The sequence below is a fragment of the Rhizobium sp. BK538 genome (assembly GCF_014197575.1).
Taxonomy (GTDB): Bacteria; Pseudomonadota; Alphaproteobacteria; order Rhizobiales; family Rhizobiaceae; genus Rhizobium.
Map to the genome: position 1 here is coordinate 62445 of NZ_JACIFT010000001.1, position 17721 is coordinate 80165.

18 protein-coding genes are annotated in these 17721 nt (G+C 60.4%); 16 read left to right on the forward strand and 2 right to left on the reverse strand.

Annotation, left to right across the window (positions count from 1 at the left end; genetic code table 11):
• Nucleotides 1-2: 2 nt before the first annotated feature.
• From FHX09_RS00300 to FHX09_RS00330, 7 genes are all read left to right on the forward strand, one after another.
• Nucleotides 3-785 carry an ABC transporter ATP-binding protein gene (locus tag FHX09_RS00300; RefSeq protein ID WP_184448967.1) on the forward strand — a complete coding sequence of 261 codons (783 nt, stop codon included), beginning with the start codon at nt 3-5 and terminating at the stop codon, nt 783-785.
• Entirely contained in the window at nt 785-1486 is a 702-nt protein-coding gene (locus tag FHX09_RS00305) for an ABC transporter ATP-binding protein (protein ID WP_132588138.1), read from the forward strand. Before FHX09_RS00300 ends, FHX09_RS00305 begins: the two co-directional genes overlap by 1 nt.
• A gap of 4 nt (nt 1487-1490) precedes the next feature.
• Nucleotides 1491-2378, forward strand: coding sequence for a branched-chain amino acid ABC transporter permease (locus tag FHX09_RS00310; RefSeq protein ID WP_007795501.1), 888 nt, complete (start codon nt 1491-1493; stop codon nt 2376-2378).
• A 2-nt stretch (nt 2379-2380) separates the two neighbouring features.
• Nucleotides 2381-3370, forward strand: coding sequence for a branched-chain amino acid ABC transporter permease (locus FHX09_RS00315; protein WP_132588137.1), 990 nt, complete (start codon nt 2381-2383; stop codon nt 3368-3370).
• A 19-nt stretch (nt 3371-3389) separates the two neighbouring features.
• Nucleotides 3390-4985 carry an FAD-dependent oxidoreductase gene (locus FHX09_RS00320; RefSeq protein ID WP_132588136.1) on the forward strand — a complete coding sequence of 532 codons (1596 nt, stop codon included), beginning with the start codon at nt 3390-3392 and terminating at the stop codon, nt 4983-4985.
• Between the two features lie 9 nt (nt 4986-4994).
• Complete coding sequence (gene mmsB, locus FHX09_RS00325; RefSeq protein ID WP_007795511.1) at nt 4995-5879, forward strand: 3-hydroxyisobutyrate dehydrogenase; 885 nt, start codon at nt 4995-4997, stop codon at nt 5877-5879.
• Between the two features lie 85 nt (nt 5880-5964).
• Nucleotides 5965-6882: a DMT family transporter gene (locus FHX09_RS00330; RefSeq protein WP_132588135.1), complete on the forward strand. Its 918-nt coding sequence runs from the start codon at nt 5965-5967 to the stop codon at nt 6880-6882.
• A 20-nt stretch (nt 6883-6902) separates the two neighbouring features.
• Here FHX09_RS00330 and hppD read toward each other — a convergent pair whose 3' ends face one another.
• Complete coding sequence (gene hppD, locus FHX09_RS00335; RefSeq protein WP_132588134.1) at nt 6903-8012, reverse strand: 4-hydroxyphenylpyruvate dioxygenase; 1110 nt, start codon at nt 8010-8012, stop codon at nt 6903-6905.
• Between the two features lie 126 nt (nt 8013-8138).
• Here hppD and FHX09_RS00340 point away from each other — a divergent pair, with 126 nt between their 5' ends.
• On the forward strand, nt 8139-8612 hold the full coding sequence (locus tag FHX09_RS00340; protein ID WP_184448969.1) for an Lrp/AsnC family transcriptional regulator: 474 nt from the start codon (nt 8139-8141) through the stop codon (nt 8610-8612).
• Between the two features lies 1 nt (nt 8613).
• Here FHX09_RS00340 and FHX09_RS00345 read toward each other — a convergent pair whose 3' ends face one another.
• Complete coding sequence (locus FHX09_RS00345; RefSeq protein ID WP_132588133.1) at nt 8614-9066, reverse strand: MarR family winged helix-turn-helix transcriptional regulator; 453 nt, start codon at nt 9064-9066, stop codon at nt 8614-8616.
• 69 nt (nt 9067-9135) lie between these two features.
• On the opposite strand from FHX09_RS00345, the gene hmgA reads away from it, so the two are divergent.
• The 8 genes from hmgA to FHX09_RS00385 all read left to right on the forward strand — a co-directional run bounded on the left by hmgA (nt 9136) and on the right by FHX09_RS00385 (nt 17718).
• The gene (gene hmgA / locus FHX09_RS00350) at nt 9136-10488 is read left to right on the forward strand and encodes a homogentisate 1,2-dioxygenase (protein WP_132588132.1); all 1353 of its coding nucleotides are present in this window, start codon (nt 9136-9138) and stop codon (nt 10486-10488) included.
• A 20-nt stretch (nt 10489-10508) separates the two neighbouring features.
• On the forward strand, nt 10509-11534 hold the full coding sequence (locus FHX09_RS00355) for a fumarylacetoacetate hydrolase family protein (RefSeq protein WP_132588131.1): 1026 nt from the start codon (nt 10509-10511) through the stop codon (nt 11532-11534).
• Nucleotides 11531-12169 (forward strand): maleylacetoacetate isomerase, encoded by a 639-nt coding sequence (gene maiA, locus FHX09_RS00360; RefSeq protein WP_184448971.1) that lies wholly within the window; start codon nt 11531-11533, stop codon nt 12167-12169. The genes FHX09_RS00355 and maiA overlap by 4 nt, the downstream gene beginning before the upstream one ends.
• Nucleotides 12170-12452: 283 nt before the next feature.
• Complete coding sequence (locus FHX09_RS00365) at nt 12453-14075, forward strand: ABC transporter substrate-binding protein (protein ID WP_245505404.1); 1623 nt, start codon at nt 12453-12455, stop codon at nt 14073-14075.
• A 22-nt stretch (nt 14076-14097) separates the two neighbouring features.
• Entirely contained in the window at nt 14098-15081 is a 984-nt protein-coding gene (locus FHX09_RS00370; protein ID WP_132588128.1) for an ABC transporter permease, read from the forward strand.
• Nucleotides 15078-15980, forward strand: coding sequence for an ABC transporter permease (locus FHX09_RS00375; protein WP_132588127.1), 903 nt, complete (start codon nt 15078-15080; stop codon nt 15978-15980). The genes FHX09_RS00370 and FHX09_RS00375 overlap by 4 nt, the downstream gene beginning before the upstream one ends.
• Nucleotides 15977-16789: an ABC transporter ATP-binding protein gene (locus FHX09_RS00380; protein ID WP_184448973.1), complete on the forward strand. Its 813-nt coding sequence runs from the start codon at nt 15977-15979 to the stop codon at nt 16787-16789. Before FHX09_RS00375 ends, FHX09_RS00380 begins: the two co-directional genes overlap by 4 nt.
• Nucleotides 16786-17718 carry an ABC transporter ATP-binding protein gene (locus FHX09_RS00385; RefSeq protein WP_007795545.1) on the forward strand — a complete coding sequence of 311 codons (933 nt, stop codon included), beginning with the start codon at nt 16786-16788 and terminating at the stop codon, nt 17716-17718. Before FHX09_RS00380 ends, FHX09_RS00385 begins: the two co-directional genes overlap by 4 nt.
• Nucleotides 17719-17721: the final 3 nt, after the last annotated feature.

Consider the following 17721-nt stretch of genomic DNA (forward strand, 5'->3'; position numbering starts at 1 on the left):
CGATGGCGGTTTCCGCGACACAATCAAATGCGATGCCGCGGGTGGTGCTCTCCGCCCGTGGCCTGCGCCGCGATTTCGGCGGCTTCACCGCCGTCAAGAATGTCGATCTGGATGTTCACGATGCGAGTGTGCACGCCTTGATCGGCCCCAACGGCGCGGGCAAGACCACGGTCTTCAACCTGCTGACGAAGTTCCTGCAGCCCACTGCCGGTACGATCACGCTGATGGGCACGGACATCACCAAAACGGCGCCTGACAAGGTCGCGCGCATGGGGCTGGTGCGGTCGTTCCAGATTTCGGCCGTATTTCCGCACCTGAGCGTTCTCGACAATGTCCGCGTGGCACTGCAGCGGCCAAACAACCTGTCGACGCAGTTCTGGCGCCCGCTTTCGGCCCTTGACGCGTTAAACGATCGCGCCGAACAGCTGCTGGCGAAAGTCGGTCTTTCCAAGGAGCGTGACGCGATCGCGGCTGATCTTTCCTATGGCCGCAAGCGTGTGCTCGAGATCGCAACGACGCTTGCCCTTGATCCACGGGTGCTTCTGCTCGACGAACCGATGGCTGGCATGGGGCACGAGGATGTGGGCGTTGTCTCGGCGCTGATCCGTGAAGTGGCGCGCGACCGCGCCGTTCTGATGGTCGAGCACAATCTGTCTGTCGTCGCAAACATCTGCCAGCATGTGACCGTGCTGCAGCGTGGAGAAATCCTTGCCGAGGGCGATTACGCGACAGTCAGCGCCGATGCGCGGGTGCGCCAGGCCTATATGGGCTCGGAGGAGGGTTGATGACGACACTTCTGGAGGTCCAGGGGCTCAACGCCTGGTATGGCGAAAGCCACATCCTGCACGGCGTCAACATGCGTATCGCCGAAGGCGAGACGATTACCATCCTTGGCCGCAACGGCGTCGGAAAGACGACGACACTGCGCACCATCACCGGCATCGTGCGCGCCCGCAAGGGCAAGCTGACTTTTGCCGGCGAGGACATGATGCATGTGCCGTTGCACAAGACGGCACACCGGGGCATCGGCTTCGTACCGGAGGAGCGGGGCATATTCGCGACGCTGACGGTGTCCGAGAATCTGATGCTGCCGCCGGTCGTTGCCCCCGGCGGCATGACCGTCGACGAAATCTACGAGCTGTTTCCAAATCTCTACGAACGCCGCAACAGTCCGGGCACGAAGCTGTCGGGCGGTGAACAGCAGATGCTGGCGATTGCCCGCATTCTGCGCACCGGCGTTCGCATGCTCCTGCTTGACGAACCCACCGAGGGGCTTGCGCCCGTCATCGTCCAGCGCATCGGCGAAGTCCTGAAGGAACTGAAGGAACGCGGCATGACGATCCTGCTCGTCGAGCAGAATTTCCGCTTCGCTAGCCGGATCGCCGATCGCTTCTATCTTATGGACCACGGACAGATGGTGTCAGAGTTCCCGGTGGGCGAATTACCCGATCGGATGGATACGTTGCACAAGGTTCTGGGAGTGTGATCTGATGACGATGATCTTCGGCATTCCCCTGCAGGCGTTCATGGGCCAATTGTTGATCGGCCTGATCAACGGTTCGTTCTACGCTCTCCTCAGTCTTGGGCTCGCCATTATCTTCGGTCTGTTGCGGGTCATCAATTTCGCGCACGGCGCGCAGTATATGCTCGGTGCCTTCGCTGCCTACCTTCTGCTTGCTTACGCCGGCATCGGCTATTGGCCGTCGCTGATCCTGGCGCCCGTCATTGTCGGCTTTGCCGGCGCGGTGATCGAGCGACTGTTCCTTCGCCGGCTCTATGACCTCGATCCGCTGTACGGCCTGCTCTTCACCTTCGGGCTCGCACTCGCCGTGGAGGGCACGTTCCGCTACCTTTATGGCTCTTCCGGGCAGCCCTATGCGCAACCCGCCGCTCTTGCCGGTGCAGTCAATCTCGGCTTCATGTTCCTGCCGATCTATCGCGGCTGGGTCGTGGTCGTGTCGCTTGTCGTCTGCCTTGGCACCTGGCTCCTGATCGAGAAGACGAAGCTCGGTGCCTATCTGAGGGCCGCCACCGAGAATGCGACCCTTGTCCAGGCATTCGGCGTCAACGTGCCGGTCCTCTTGACATTGACCTATGCGCTTGGAGCCGGTCTCGCGGCCTTTGCAGGCGTGCTGGCCGCACCGATCTATCAGGTGTCGCCGCTGATGGGCTCCAGCATGATCATCGTCGTCTTCGCCGTCGTCGTGGTCGGCGGCATGGGCTCGATCATGGGGGCGATCATCACTGGCTACGTACTCGGTATTGCCGAAGGTCTCACCAAGGTCTTCTATCCCGAAGCTTCCAACATCGTGATCTTCGTCATCATGGCGATTGTTCTTCTCATCAGGCCTGCGGGCCTCTTCGGCCGGGATGCATGACGATGACAGAGATCACTGAAACGATGAGACCGGAAAAGAGCCGCACCGCCCTTTCGGTGCAGGCGGCCTTCCTCATCATCGGCCTGCTGCTCCTGCTGCTGGCGCCATTCTTCTTCTATCCGATCTTCCTGATGAAGCTTCTGTGCTTTGCGCTGTTTGCCTGCGCCTTCAATCTGTTGCTCGGCTATACTGGCCTTCTGTCGTTCGGCCATGCGACCTTCTTCGGCGGAGCGGCTTATTTCACGGCCCATGCCGTCAAGGAATGGGGATTTTCGCCGGAGCTCGGCATCGTGGTCGGTGTAGCCGGTGCCGCCGTCCTCGGTCTCGTTATGGGTTTTTTCGCGATCCGCCGCCAAGGCATCTACTTTGCCATGATCACGCTGGCCTTGTCGCAGATGTTCTTCTTCTTCTGCCTGCAATCGGAGTTCACGCATGGCGAGGACGGAATCCAATCCGTGCCGCGCGGCCATTTGTTCGGCCTCCTCGATCTCAATAATTCGACCAACATGTATTATTTCGTGCTGGCCGTCTTCGTCGCCGGCATTCTGATCATCTGGCGCTTCATCAATTCGCCATTCGGAATGATCCTCAAATCGATCCGCGAGAACGAGCAGCGGGCGATATCGCTCGGCTATTCCGTCGCCCGCTACAAGCTTGGCGCCTTCGTGATGTCGGCCGCTCTTGCAGGCCTGGCCGGGGCGGTCAAATCGCTGGTCTTCCAGTTCGCGACCTTGACCGATGTTGCCTGGCAGATGTCGGGCGAGGTGATCCTGATGACCCTGCTTGGCGGCATCGGCACGCTGATCGGCCCGCTGTTTGGCGCTGGCCTCGTCGTCACGCTCGAAAACTATCTGGCGACATCAGAATTTCCGGTGACGATCATCACCGGCATCGTGTTCATGATTTGCGTGCTGATATTCCGCCGCGGCATCATCGGTGAGTTCTACGCATCGCGCCTCGGTCGGAAACTCGGCTTCGTCTACCGCCGCTAAGCCGCGGGGTGGCATTCGCATGGATCGCTTCGACTACATCATCATCGGCGCCGGCAGCGCCGGCTGCGTCCTCGCCAACCGGCTGTCCGAAGACCGGAACACGCGTGTGCTTTTGCTGGAGGCTGGCGGCAGCGACAATTACCACTGGATCCATATCCCCGTCGGCTATCTCTATTGCATCAACAACCCGCGCACCGACTGGTGCTTCACGACCGCGCCACAGGATGGATTGAACGGACGCGCGCTCAACTATCCGCGCGGCAAGGTGCTCGGCGGCTGCTCCTCGATCAACGGCATGATCTACATGCGTGGCCAGGCGCGCGACTATGATCTCTGGCGACAGATGGGATGCACCGGCTGGAGCTGGGACGAGGTGATTCCGTTTTTCCGCAAATCGGAGGACTTCTATCGCGGCGAAAACGAGCTGCATGGCACAGGCGGCGAGTGGCGCGTGGAAAAAGCCCGCGTGCGCTGGGCGGTACTCGATGCATTCCAGGCCGCCGCCAAGGAGGCGGGCATTCCCGAAAGCCCGGATTTCAACACCGGCAACAACGAGGGATCAGGCTACTTCGACGTCAATCAACGGTCCGGCATTCGCTGGAACACCGCCAAGGCATTCCTGCGTCCTGCCATGCGACGAGGCAATCTGACAGTTTTGACAAAGGCTCAGGTCTCCCGGTTGGTGATCGAGGAGGGCGCCGTCACTGGTGTCGACTACAAGCATGGCGGCACCACGAAGCGTGCTGACGCGGCACGGGAAACGATCCTGGCAGCCGGCGCGATCGGTTCACCGCATATTCTGGAATTGTCGGGCCTTGGCCGCGGTGAGGTGCTCAAGAATGCGGGCCTCGAGGTCGCCATCGAGGTGAAGGCCATCGGCGAGAACCTGCAGGATCACCTGCAGCTTCGGATGGCCTACAAAGTCACCGGCGTTCCGACGTTGAACGAGAAGGCAACAAGGCTCATCGGTAAGGCGGCGATCGGCCTGGAATATCTCGTCAGGCGTTCAGGACCGATGGCAATGGCACCCAGCCAGCTCGGCGTCTTTACCCGCTCCGGTCCCGACAAGGAGACGCCCGATCTTCAATATCACGTGCAGCCAGTGTCGCTCGACAAGTTCGGCGATCCAGTCCACCCGTTCCCGGCCATCACAGCGAGCGTCTGCAATCTGAGGCCGGAGAGCCGTGGTTCGGTGCATCTGGCGAGCCCGGATTTTGCCGCCCAACCGACGATCAGCCCGAACTATCTCTCGACCGAACGCGATCGCGACATAGCTATCCGTTCGATACGCCTGACGCGGAAAATCGTAGCACAGCCGTCATTCGCGCGGTTCAATCCGGAGGAGTTCAAGCCCGGCCCGAGCTACCGCACGGATGCTGAACTGACGCAGGCGGCCGGCGACATTGGCACCACGATCTTCCATCCCGTCGGAACATGTCGGATGGGCTCGGATCGCGAAAGTGTCGTCGATCCCCGTCTGAAGTTCAGGGCTCTGTCGAAGCTTCGGATCGCTGACGCCTCCGTGATGCCGACGATCACGTCGGGCAACACCAATTCGCCGACGATCATGATCGCCGAAAAAGCGGCGGCCATGATCCTGGAAGACAACAGATAGGAGAATGTCATGGCAAGGATCGCCTTCATCGGGCTCGGCAACATGGGCGGGCCGATGGCCGCCAACCTCGTCAAGGCGGGTCATCAGGTCACGGGTTTCGATCTGGCAGCCCCTGTCCTGCAGGCCGCGCAAGCACATGGCGTGACGGCCGCGAGCCATATCAGCCAGGCTGTCTCGGACGCGGAGATCGTCGTGACGATGTTGCCGCAGGGCAAGCACGTGCTCAGCGCCTGGACTGATATCCTTCGCTCCATTCCCGCCGGTACGCTTGTGATCGACAGCTCCACGATCGACGTCGATAGCGCCCGCAAGGCGCACGAAATGGCAAGCAATGCCGGCTGCCTTTCCCTCGATGCCCCGGTTTCCGGCGGCACCGGCGGGGCCGCGGCTGGTACGCTGACCTTCATGGCTGGAGGTTCCGACGACGCCTTTGCGAAGGCCAAGCCGATCCTGGAAGCGATGGGCAAGAAAATCGTTCACTGTGGCGAGGCGGGTGCCGGACAGGCGGCCAAGATCTGCAACAACATGATCCTCGGCATATCGATGATCGGTGTCTGCGAGGCCTTCGCACTCGGCGAGAAGCTCGGCCTTTCGCATCAAGCACTGTTCGACGTCGCCTCGACCTCGTCGGGACAATGCTGGTCTATCAGCACCTATTGCCCAGTCCCGGGGCCGGTGCCGACGTCGCCCGCGAACAACGACTACAAGCCGGGCTTTGCGGCCGCACTGATGCTGAAGGATCTGAGGCTGTCGCAGGAGGCGGCACTTTCCACCGGTGCATCGACGCCGCTTGGGGCGGAAGCCTCCCAGCTTTACGCCCTTTTCGAGAAACAGGGGAACGGCGGCCGCGATTTCTCGGCGATCATAGAAATGCTCCGCGGCAAGTCGCAATAGCCTCCGCAACGACTTGACACCCCAGACCATATGCGCGACGCCACGCCTGCCGCAACGAGGCGGCGGCCGACGACGGGAATCCGACATGCAACCGCAGCCTACCGCGACTGCCTTCAAGAACTTCGTACTGATGGGCGTTGTTTTGATGCTGCTCGGGGACTTTCTCTTCGCCCTCAACGACGCGATGGGTAAGTGGCTGGTGACAAACTTCTCTGTCGGGCAAGTGCTGCTCATCCGCTCACTCGGAAGTTTCATCATTCTGGGGCCGCTTATCGCTCGGCAAGGTCCTGCCCAGCTTGTCAAGGTAGAGCTGAAGGGGCTGCAGGTCCTGCGCGTGCTCTTGGCGACACTCGATGTCGGCCTGTTTTACGCCGCCGTCGCCTACCTGCCGCTCGCTGACGTGATGACCTTCTACATGGCCGGACCGATCTATGTCGCCGCGCTCTCGCATTTCTTCCTCAACGAGCGGATCGGCTGGCGCCGTTGGCTCGCAGTCTTCGTCGGGTTCTGCGGCGTGGTGATCGCGCTGCGGCCATCCTCGGCGATGTTGTCGCTGCCCTCGCTTTTCGGCATTGTCGGCAGCCTGTCCTTTGCGGTGGCCCTGGTTCTGAACCGATATCTGCGCAACACCAGCGACACGACGCTCGTGACATGGCAAATGATCGCCGCCCTCCTCGTCGGTGCGGTGCTATCAATCGGCACCTGGCAGCCAACCACGCAGGTCGAACTCGGTGGGATGCTTGCGCTTGGCGTCGTTGCCTCCTGCGCCCACCTTTTGATCACACGTTCACTCAAGCTCGCCCCAGCGTCACTGCTGGCACCGCTGCAATACAGCCTGCTGATCTGGGCAATTGCGCTGGGATACCTGTTCTTCGGCGACGTTCCGGATCTCTACGTGATCACAGGCGCAACGATCATCGTCATCGCCGGCCTGTTTATCTTTCATCGGAAGAACCTGCTCGAAACGGTGCCGCCGGAGGCTGTTGCCCCCGACGGCCATTGATTTCGCAGTTACGTCAACCGCTAGGCGGCAGCCGGCTTGATCACGCCGCGGCGTATCTGGTCGGCTTCGATGGATTCAAAGAGCGCCCGGAAGTTGCCCTCGCCAAAGCCTTCGTCGCCCTTGCGTTGGATGAACTCGAAGAATATCGGGCCAATCACGGTCTTCGAGAAGATCTGCAGCAATATCTTTGTCGTGCCGCCATCGAGCACGCCTTCGCCGTCGATGAGAATGCCATGTCTGCGCATCCGGTCGATCGGTTCGTCATGTCCGTGCACGCGCTCGCATGACATGTCGTAGTAGGTTTCGGGCGGGCCGGGCATGAAGCGAAGGCCATTCTCGGCGAGGCTGTCCGTCGCCTCGTAGATGGCGTCGGTGCCGACAGCAATGTGCTGGATGCCTTCACCCTTGTACTTCTTCAGATATTCCTCGATCTGGCTGGTCTCGTCCTTCGATTCATTGAGCGGAATACGGATCTTGCCGCAGGGCGAGGTGATTGCTCGGCTCATCAGCCCAGTGATGCGGCCGTCGATGTTGAAGAAGTGTATCTGCTTGAAATTGAAGAGTTCCCGATAAAAATCCCACCACTTGTCCATGTTGCCGCGATAGACGTTGTGGGTCAGGTGGTCGAGGTAGAAGAAGCCAACGCCCTTTGGCCGCGGATCACGCTCGCCCAGCCAGTCGAACTCCAGGTCGTAAGCCGAGCCTTTCGCACCGTAGCGCTCCACGAAGTAGAGAAGCGATCCTCCGATACCGACGATCGCCGGCACATCAAGGGTCCTGTCATCCCCTTCATAAGGGGTCGCGCCCTTGGCAACGGCGTGCTCGAATGCATGCTTGGCATCGACAACACGCCATGCCATCGACGGAGCGCAAGGACCATGATTGTCGACGAAGCGCATGGCATGGCTGCCCGGTTCGGCATTGACGATGTAGTTGATGTCGCCTTGACGCCATACGGTAATGTTCTTGGTCTTGTGCTTTGCGACAGCCTGATATCCCATGCGCGTGAACAGTTCCGCGAGCTTCTCCGGCTCAGGATGCGCAAACTCGACGAATTCAAACCCATCCGTTCCTGCGGGGTTGTCCGGGGTAATCTGAGACGGCGGTGCGTCGTGTGGATACGGGCCCATTTGCTGCTCCTGCGGCTGTAGCAATTTGATGCAATTATGGCCCTGCTTCGATGCAATGTGCTTGCATTGTGAGCGCGTCAGGCAAATTATACGCACGGAACACGCACATAATGGACATTTCATACAATGCCTGAGCAACTGGATGGATTCGATCTCAAGATCCTCGCCGAGCTTCAAAGCGACGGACGTTTGACCAATATCGAACTGTCCGAACGCATCGCCCTTTCAGCCTCGCAATGTTCGCGACGACGAACGCGGCTGGAAGCCGAGGGCTTCATTCGCGGCTATCAGGCAAATCTCGATCCGGAGAGGTTGGGGCTCAACCTGCTGGTCGTCATCTCGGTTACATTGGCGACGCACAATCGCGACAACGCCCGCCGCTTTGCGCAATTGGTCAATGGTCTTCCGGAGGTCCTGGAGGCCTATGCGCTAACGGGCGAAATGGACTATCATCTCAAGGTCGCAACCCGTGGTCTTGCCGGCCTTTCACGCTTCGTCAACGACGTGCTTCTGCCGCACGAATCCGTCCAGCACGTGAAGACCTCGATTGTCCTCAATACCTTGAAGACCTTCGAGGGCTATCCGTTGACTGGCTCATAGTTCATTTCGATTTACGTCGCAGCCCTGCAGAGGCCTCGATCGCCGCGAGCGCAAGATCGAGATGCCGGATCGCCTCTTCGCCGAGCATGAGGCGCACCGTCTCTTGGTATTTGTCCGCTAGGCGTGTGATCTTCTGATAGTATTGGCGGCCAAGCGCCGTGAGTTCGATCTGCTCGAAGCGTCGGTCGATGTCGCTTGGAACTCTCTTCAACCAGTGGCGCTGTTCCAACGCGCGAACGGCCCGGCTCACCTTCGTCTTGTGCATGTGCGAATGAGCACCAACGTCCTTTGCCGTCATCACGCCGACGCTGCCAAGCGCTGCCAATGTCCGCCATTCCGGCCGGGTCAGATCGAACTCCTCCTTGTACCGCCGGGCGAATGACAGGCTGATCAGTTCCGATGCCCGGTTGAGCCGGTAGGGAATGAAGCCGTCCAGCTCGAATCCGCCCGCCATGTTCCGCTCCTTGATAGTTACAAAATCGACGGTTACGTTTGTAACTATATCAGTGGAGGAGATGCAAGCATGGACACGACCGAAGCACCACGTGCACGGGCCGCAGCCGCCGCGCTCGCCTACATGCCGGGGTTCGGTAACGACTTCGAGACGGAGGCGCTTCCCGGGGCACTGCCGCAGGGCCAGAATAGTCCGCAGAAATGCAATTATGGTCTCTACGCAGAACAGCTTTCGGGCTCACCGTTTACCGCTCCGCGCGGGACGAACGAGCGTTCTTGGCTCTACCGCATCAGGCCAAGCGTGCGTCACGCCCGCAGATTTGCCAATGCGCGCTGTCCATTCTGGAAATCGGCGCCATGTCTCGATGATCACTCCTTGCCACTTGGTCAGCTGCGGTGGGATCCGGTCCCGACACCGACAGTACGCACGGACTTTCTTGCCGGAATCCGAACGATGACGGCGGCCGGCGATGTCATGACCCAGGTCGGCATGGCTGCGCATGCCTATGCCTTCAACGATGACATGGTCGATGACTATTTCTTCAATGCCGATGGCGAACTGCTCATTGTTCCACAACTCGGCGCCATCAGCGTCTTCACCGAGATGGGCGTGATGGAAGTCGAGCCTGCGGAGATCTGCCTCGTACCCCGCGGCATGATGTTCAAGGTCGCGCGTCTCGGCGGGGGACCCGAATGGCGCGGTTACATCTGCGAAAACTACGGCGCGAAGTTCACCATGCCGGATCGTGGGCCGATCGGCGCCAACTGTTTGGCAAACGCGCGCGACTTCAAGACCCCGGTTGCAGCCTTCGAGGACAAAGAGACACCGTGCCGGGTGCATGTGAAGTGGTGCGGCAAGTTCTATGTGACGGAGATCGGGCATTCGCCGCTCGACGTCGTAGCGTGGCATGGAAACTATACGCCATTCAAATACGACTTGCGCACCTTCTCCCCGGTCGGCGCCATTCTCTTCGATCACCCGGATCCATCGATCTTCACGGTGCTGACGGCACCGAGCGGCGAAGAGGGCACGGCGAACGTCGACTTCGTGATCTTTCCGCCGCGCTGGCTGGTTGCCGAACACACCTTCCGACCGCCCTGGTACCATCGCAACATCATGAGCGAGTTCATGGGCCTGATCCATGGACAATATGACGCCAAGGAAAAAGGCTTTGTTCCGGGCGGCATGAGCCTGCACAATATGATGCTGCCGCATGGGCCGGATGCATCAGGCTTCGAAAAGGCGTCCAACACGGAACTGAAACCGGTCAAGCTGGATCACACGATGGCGTTCATGTTCGAGACCCGTTTCCCGCAGCAGCTGACGAAATATGCGGCTGAACTGGAGACGCTGCAGGACGATTACATCGATTGCTGGGATGGCCTGGAAAGGCGCTTCGATGGAACACCGGGCATTAAGTGAGCCGAACTCGGACAGATCCCATGAAACTCGCCACACTCAAAGACACTTCAAGGGACGGCCGGCTGATCGTCGTCTCCAGAGACCTGACACGCTTTGCCGATGCCGGCGAGGTCGCCCGCACGCTGCAGGCAGCGCTGGACGACTGGCCGGCCGCCGCGCCCAGGCTTGCCCGCATTGCCGAGCGACTGGAAGCCGGCTCAGAGCTATCTCGGCCCTTTGACCAACGGCATGTGCATTCGCCGCTGCCGCGCGCCTACCAATGGGCGGATGGATCGGCCTACGTCAACCATGTCGAACTGGTGCGTCGAGCCAGGAACGCGGATATGCCGCGCACGTTCTGGACCGATCCGCTGATGTACCAGGGGGGTTCCGATAGCTTCCTTTCACCTCGCGATCCGATCCTTGCCGCCGACGAGAGCTTTGGCATCGACATGGAAGGCGAGGTGGCCGTCATTGTCGACGACGTGCCGATGGGCGCGACGCCCGAACATGCGCGCAACGCAATCCGGCTAGTGATGCTGGTCAATGATGTCTCGTTGCGGGGCCTTATTCCCGATGAACTCGCCAAGGGATTTGGCTTCTTCCAATCGAAACCCTCATCGGCCTTTTCACCCGTGGCCGTGACGACAGACGAGCTCGGCGACGCCTGGCAGGACGGCAAGCTCCATCTTCCGCTGCTGGTCAGTCTGAACGGCGTTCCATTTGGCCGCGCCAATGCCGGCGTCGACATGACATTCGACTTCGGGCAGCTCGTTTCGCACGCGGCGAAGACACGCTCTTTGACCGCAGGCTCGATCATCGGTTCCGGGACTGTCTCCAACAAGCGTGATGGCGGCCCCGGTAAGCCCATCGCCGAAGGCGGCAATGGATATTCCTGCATCGCCGAGATCCGGATGATCGAAACGATCGAGCTCGGCGGGCCGAGGACGCCCTACCTGCACTTCGGCGATACCGTACGCATCGAGATGAACGACAAGCATGGTGCATCGATTTTCGGCGCGATCGAGCAGATGGTGCAGCGCTACAGTGGGGATGAGCGCCAATGACAGAGATCGTGCTCTACGACTACTGGCGTTCCTCGGCGAGTTATCGGGTCCGCATCGCCCTTCGAACGCTGGGGCTTGCCTATGATACCGTACCGATCGACCTGCTCGCCTCGGCTCACAGGGATCCTGATTATCTGAGCATCAATCCCCAGGGCTTGGTTCCGAGCCTGCGCATCGATGGGCATACGCTGACCCAATCGCTGGCCATCATCGAATACCTTGCCGAGACAAGACCAGAAGGCCGGTTCCTGCCCGATACCGTCATGGGGCGGCAACGGGTGAGGGCGCTGTCCTATGCCGTTGCGATGGATATCCATCCGATCTGCAACCTCAACGTCGTCTCCCACGTCGCCCGCCTTACCGGCGATGAGGGCGCGCGAACGGAATGGATGATCAAGTTCATGGGCAACGGACTACGCGCACTCGAGCAGATGCTTGACAATCCGACGACGGGCCGCTTCTGCTTTGGCAACACGCCGACAATGGCCGATTTCTGCATCGTGCCGCAGGTCTACAACGCCCGTCGCTGGGGGATCGAAATGTCGGCGTTTCCCCGCGTCGCGCGCATTGCCGATGCGTGCAATGCACTGCCGGCCTTCAAGGCAGCCCATCCGGACGCCGTCAGGCCGGCGTAAACTCCACCGGTCGTGAAGCATCGTTCACCTTGCCTGTGGCGCCCTCCACGCGGCTTCTTCCTCCATTCTTTAACGCATTCCACCGCCACTTGTGGTTCCCGCGAATAATTTTCCGCGCCTCGGATTGACCGATGCGAAAAATCGTAGTTTGATTAAATCAAATTGATTGACTAAATAAAATCAAGCTCAAAAGAGGGAACTTAAGACCATGAAAACAAGGCGTTATTGCGCGTTTTCGCGCCGCGCTATCCTTTTGTCTGCGACTGGCCTCGCAGTCTCTTTCATGACCTGCGGAGGCGTCCTCGCAACGCCGGCGAACGCTGAGACAACGCTGTCGATGCATATCGAGGAGCAGACGAGCTGGGTCAGGAATTTCAATCCCTTCGACCTCGCAGGCCGACGCCAGAGCACGATGGATTTCATCTACGAGCCGCTGGTGATCTTCAATGCCGATGACGGCGGCAAACCCATTTTCCGGCTGGCTAGAAGCTACAGGTTTTCCGACGACCTCAAGTCGATCACCTATGTCTTGCGCGATGGCGTCAAATGGTCGGACGGCCAGCCGTTAACGTCAGCGGACGTCAAGTACACGCTGGAACTGATGCTCAAGAACCCGGCGACCGATACCGTCGGCGTCGGTGAGACAGTCGCGTCGGTCGAGGCGCCGTCGCCAAGCGAAGTCAAGATCAACCTCAAGGACGTCAATACCGAGTTCCCCGAATCGCTTGCCGATTTCCCTGTCGTGCCGGAACACATCTGGAAGGACGTCGCCGATCCGGTCGCCTTCAAGAACGAGAACCCGGTCGGCTCCGGCCCGATGACGGAGATCCGCCGTTTCACGCCACAAGTCTACGAACAGTGCCGCAATCCGAACTATTGGGATGCAGCCTCGCTGCATGTCGATTGCCTGAAACTCCCGCAGATATCGGGCAATGATCAGATGCTGGCACTACTACCGGAAGGCACGATGGACTGGATCGGTTCGTTCCTGCCGCAGATCGACAAGACATTCGTGGCGCTGGATCCCAAGAACAACGGCTATTGGCAGCCGCCGGCCGAAACCGTTGCGTTCCAGATGAACCTGAAGACCGGCAATGGCGCAAACGCTCAGGCTTTCAACGATCTCAATTTCCGCCGCGCCTTCAGCCTCGCCATGGATCGCGCTTCGATGGTCGATGTCGCGGGCTTCGGCTATCCGGTCGCCAGCCAGCATGCAAGCGGCCTGCCGCCGCGCTTCGAAGCCTGGCGCAACAAGGCAGCCGAAGGTGCCGCCGACGAGTGGATGGCCTATGATGTCGACAAGGCAAACAAGGTGCTCGACGACGCCGGCTACAAGAAGGGCGCCGACAACTTCCGGACGACGCCGGGCGGGCAGCCGATCGCCTTCACGATCATCATCCCCAACGGCTGGACCGACTGGATCGACGATGCGCAGATTGCCGCGGAAGGGCTGCGTGCGGCCGGCCTCAACGTATCGGTGGCAACGCCGGAGTACGAGCAGTGGCAGAAGCAGTTGCTCGACGGCAGCTTCGATGTCGCCTTGAATTCCCGCGCCGACGGCTCGACACCCTTCCGCGGCTACTACCAGTCGATGTCGACGGCCTTTGCCGGTCGCATCACGAGCGCGGCGACGCGCTACTCCAATCCGAAGCTGGACGAGGCGTTCAACGCCTACCGCAAGGCAACGAGCGATGACGAACGCCGGAAGCTCTTTGATGAGATCCAGGTGATCGTCGCGGACGACATGCCGATGGTGCCGGTGTTCAACGGCCCCACATGGTATCAGTATTCGACCAAGCGCTTCACCGGCTGGGTGACGGACAAGGAACCCGTCATGAACCCGGAAAACCATGACAACAACCGTATGCGTCTCGTGCACCTGCTGCGTCTGAAGCCCGTGCAATAAGCTCGGCTAGGGAAGCGACAGGATGCATATTTCCTCTCGACGCCTTGGCGTCTACGCGATCGCGCTGGTGTTTGCGATTGTCATGAACTTCACGGTTCCCCGGTTGATGCCGGGGACGCCTGTCGACGCGATGATCGCCCAGCTCGGCTCTCGCGCCACACCCGCCGCGATCGAAGCGATAAAGGCGCGCTTCGGGGCGATCAACGCGCCGATCACCACCCAATTCGTTGACTATCTGAAAGGTTTGGCAACACTCGATCTCGGGGTTTCGGTGAAATATTATCCGCAGACCGTCGTCGAGGTGCTCGCTCGCTCGACCCTGTGGACCGCCTTCCTCGTCATCACGGCGATCCTGTTTTCCTTGCTAATCGGCGTGACGCTTGGCGCGGTGGCCGCGTGGCGGCGCGGCGGCCGTTTCGACACGATCGTTTCACCCCTGTCGGTCGTCATGATCGCCGTTCCGCCGGTGATCGTCGCACTGACGACGCTCTTCGTGTTCGGCGTGTCGCTCCGCTGGTTTCCCGTCGGCTATGCCTACGATCCGGGCCTGGACCCCGGATTGAATTTCGCTTTCGTCGGAAGCGTCTTCTTTCACGCGATCATGCCGGTGCTGACACTGTCGCCTTATCTCATCGGGGAATTCCAGACGACGATGCGATCGTCGATGATCTCCGTGCTTGGCGAAGACTACGTCACCATGGGTCGTGCCAAGGGATTGACCTCGATGACAGTGATGTTCAGTTACGGTGCAAGAAACGCCATGCTCCCGGTGCTGACGAACCTTGCGCTGATGCTCGGCGCCGTCTTCGGCGGATCGATCGTTACCGAGATCGTCTTCAACTATCCGGGTCTAGGCCTCACCTTGTTTACCGCAAGCGTCGCCCGCGACTATCCCGTCATCCAGGGGCAGCTACTATTAATGACGCTGGCAACGCTCGGAGCCAACCTCCTCGTCGACATCATTTATGGTCTCGTTGACCCCAGATTGCGGGAGGCCGCCGAATGAATGCTGCACTGAAACTGATCCGCCAGCAGCGCAAGGCGATCGTCGGTCTCGTCATCATCTTGGCACTTTGCCTGATGGCGATCCTGGCGCCGGTCATTGCACCGGCGAACCCGAGCGCACGTGTTGGCCGGTCGCATCAGCCGCCCACTATCGAGCATGTCATGGGCACGACGAAGATGGGCCGTGATGTCTACACGCAGTTCGTCTGGGGCGCGCGCACATCGATCGCAGTCGGTTTTGCGACAGGTATCGCCATCACGGTTCTTGGCACGGTGATCGGCCTGATTGCCGGCTATGTCGGCGGCCGCACGGACGCCGCACTCGACCTCGCGACGAATGCCGTCCTTGTCATACCGAACATACCGCTCCTCATTTTGCTTGCATCGTTTGCCGGCACAGTCGGGCCGCTCGCGATCATGGCAATCATCGCTCTGACGTCCTGGCCCTGGGGAGCGCGTATGACCCGATCGCAAACGCTTGCGCTGCGGACCCGCGATTTCGTCACGGCTGCGCGAATGATCGGCGAACCGGGCTGGCGTATCGTCTTCGTGGAGCTCCTGCCGAACCTGCTGCCGCTTATCGGCATCAACCTCGTCGGCAGCATCATCTACGCCATCGTCGCACAGACGACGCTGGAATATCTCGGCTTCGGCGACCCCTTGCAGGTGAGCTGGGGAACCATGCTCTACAACGCGCAGAACTCGTCGGCGATCATCCTTGGCGCGTGGTGGGATATCGGAGCGCCGGCCGCCGGCATCGCGCTGATTGGCCTCGGCCTGGCGCTTGTCAACTTCACCTTTGACGAGATCGCCAATCCGCAGCTTCGCTCCGGCCCGGCACTCAGCCGCTGGCTCAGGCTCAATCGTGCACGCAATCGCAATCTGGAGGCTGCCAGATGAGCAATGATCTCCTTGAGATCCGCGACCTCAACGTCGACTATCTGCTCGACAAGGGCGAGTTCCGAGCGGTGAAGGATGTGTCCTTCAGCATCGGCCGAGGCGAGCTGTTCGGCCTTGCCGGCGAGTCCGGCTGCGGAAAAAGCACAATCGCCTATGCCATCACGCGCCTGTCGAAACCGCCGGCCTGGGTCGCCAGCGGCGAAATCCTTCTGGATGGGCAGAACCTTTTGCAGTTGCCCCAGGTGGAGATGCAGAAGATCCGCTGGAAACGCGTCGGCATGGTGTTCCAGAGCGCCATGAACTCGCTGAACCCGCTGGTGCGCATCGATGCACAGTTTCATGACGTGCTGCATCGACACACCGGTTGCTCGAAAAACCAGTCGCGCCAACAGGCCGAAGCGATGTTCAGACTGGTTGGTATTCCCACCAGCCGCCTTTCCGACTATCCGCACCAGTTCAGCGGCGGCATGCGGCAGCGAATCGTCATTGCCATCTGCCTGGCGCTGAGGCCGGAACTGATCATCATGGACGAGCCGACGACCGCGCTCGACGTCGTGGTGCAGCGGGAAATCCTCGAGCAGGTCATCGACCTGCAGCGAACCTACGGCTTCTCGGTACTGTTCATCACCCACGACCTGCACCTGATGGCACAGCTTTGCCACCGGATCGGGGTCATGCTGAAAGGCGAACTCGTCGAGGTCGGTGACGTCAGGCAGGTCAGCCAGGCGCCGGTTCACGACTATACCCGCAAACTATGGAACGCCATACCGCAGCTCCCGGGCCGGCACCTGGCGGGAGCGATCGCATGAGCACGAGCCCTCAACTGTCTACGGCTTTGTCCGAGCCGGTGATCCGTCTGACCGATATCGAACGCCGCTTCGGCCCTGTTCACGCTTTGCGCGGGATCTCGCTATCGCTCAATCCCGGCAGGGCTCTTGCGCTGGTCGGGGAGTCTGGCTGCGGCAAGACCACGTGCGCCCGCATCATCGCGCGCATGGATCAGCCGACGACAGGCAAGCTTTGGTTCAGGGGACGCGATTTCACCGATGTCGGCCCCGTTGCGGATGAGCGCGCTTACCGCCGGGAGGTCCAGATGGTGTTTCAGGATCCATTCTCGTCGCTCAATCCCGTCTTTTCGATCGAGCACCACCTGTCGCGACCGCTCATCCTGCACAAGCACGCCGAGGGCAAGGCAGCCCTGTCGGATGCGGTCTCGACGCTCCTTGCCGATGTCGGACTTGATCCTGCACTCACAAAACGGAAATTTCCGCACGAGCTCTCGGGCGGCCAGCGGCAACGCGTCAATATTGCGCGTGCTCTCGCGGTACAGCCGGGCGTGCTTGTGGCGGACGAACCAACCTCCATGCTCGACGTGTCGATCCGCATGGGAATTCTCGAGCTTCTTGCGCGCATCAAGCGTGAAAAGAACCTCGCGCTTCTCTACATCACACACGACATAGCGACGGCCGCGCATGTCGCTGAGGAAATTGTCGTCATGTTTGCCGGTCAAATGGTCGAGTGGGGGAATACGAACGCGGTCATCAGCAATCCACGGCACCGATACACGCAACTGCTGCTGTCGGCCGTACCCGATGGCGGCAAGCCGTTCGTCACCGGAGGAAGTGCTCGCTTTCTCGAGCAGGCCGAAAAGGTCCGTGCCCTGAGCCGGCCGCCGTCGACGGCCGTCGAACAGGTCGGACCAAACCATTTCATCCGCCCACTGGCTGCATCGAACTAAGGG

Coding starts and splice junctions, on each gene's coding strand:
- FHX09_RS00330 (WP_132588135.1), top strand. CDS start 5,965: ATGCAACCGCAGCCTACCGCGACTGCCTTCAAGAACTTCGTACTGATG.
- mmsB (WP_007795511.1), top strand. CDS start 4,995: ATGGCAAGGATCGCCTTCATCGGGCTCGGCAACATGGGCGGGCCGATG.
- hmgA (WP_132588132.1), top strand. CDS start 9,136: ATGGACACGACCGAAGCACCACGTGCACGGGCCGCAGCCGCCGCGCTC.
- FHX09_RS00380 (WP_184448973.1), top strand. CDS start 15,977: ATGAGCAATGATCTCCTTGAGATCCGCGACCTCAACGTCGACTATCTG.
- FHX09_RS00345 (WP_132588133.1), bottom strand. CDS start 9,066: ATGGCGGGCGGATTCGAGCTGGACGGCTTCATTCCCTACCGGCTCAAC.
- hppD (WP_132588134.1), bottom strand. CDS start 8,012: ATGGGCCCGTATCCACACGACGCACCGCCGTCTCAGATTACCCCGGAC.
- maiA (WP_184448971.1), top strand. CDS start 11,531: ATGACAGAGATCGTGCTCTACGACTACTGGCGTTCCTCGGCGAGTTAT.
- FHX09_RS00365 (WP_245505404.1), top strand. CDS start 12,453: ATGACCTGCGGAGGCGTCCTCGCAACGCCGGCGAACGCTGAGACAACG.
- FHX09_RS00370 (WP_132588128.1), top strand. CDS start 14,098: ATGCATATTTCCTCTCGACGCCTTGGCGTCTACGCGATCGCGCTGGTG.
- FHX09_RS00320 (WP_132588136.1), top strand. CDS start 3,390: ATGGATCGCTTCGACTACATCATCATCGGCGCCGGCAGCGCCGGCTGC.
- FHX09_RS00300 (WP_184448967.1), top strand. CDS start 3: ATGGCGGTTTCCGCGACACAATCAAATGCGATGCCGCGGGTGGTGCTC.
- FHX09_RS00340 (WP_184448969.1), top strand. CDS start 8,139: ATGCCTGAGCAACTGGATGGATTCGATCTCAAGATCCTCGCCGAGCTT.
- FHX09_RS00310 (WP_007795501.1), top strand. CDS start 1,491: ATGACGATGATCTTCGGCATTCCCCTGCAGGCGTTCATGGGCCAATTG.
- FHX09_RS00305 (WP_132588138.1), top strand. CDS start 785: ATGACGACACTTCTGGAGGTCCAGGGGCTCAACGCCTGGTATGGCGAA.
- FHX09_RS00375 (WP_132588127.1), top strand. CDS start 15,078: ATGAATGCTGCACTGAAACTGATCCGCCAGCAGCGCAAGGCGATCGTC.
- FHX09_RS00315 (WP_132588137.1), top strand. CDS start 2,381: ATGACAGAGATCACTGAAACGATGAGACCGGAAAAGAGCCGCACCGCC.
- FHX09_RS00355 (WP_132588131.1), top strand. CDS start 10,509: ATGAAACTCGCCACACTCAAAGACACTTCAAGGGACGGCCGGCTGATC.
- FHX09_RS00385 (WP_007795545.1), top strand. CDS start 16,786: ATGAGCACGAGCCCTCAACTGTCTACGGCTTTGTCCGAGCCGGTGATC.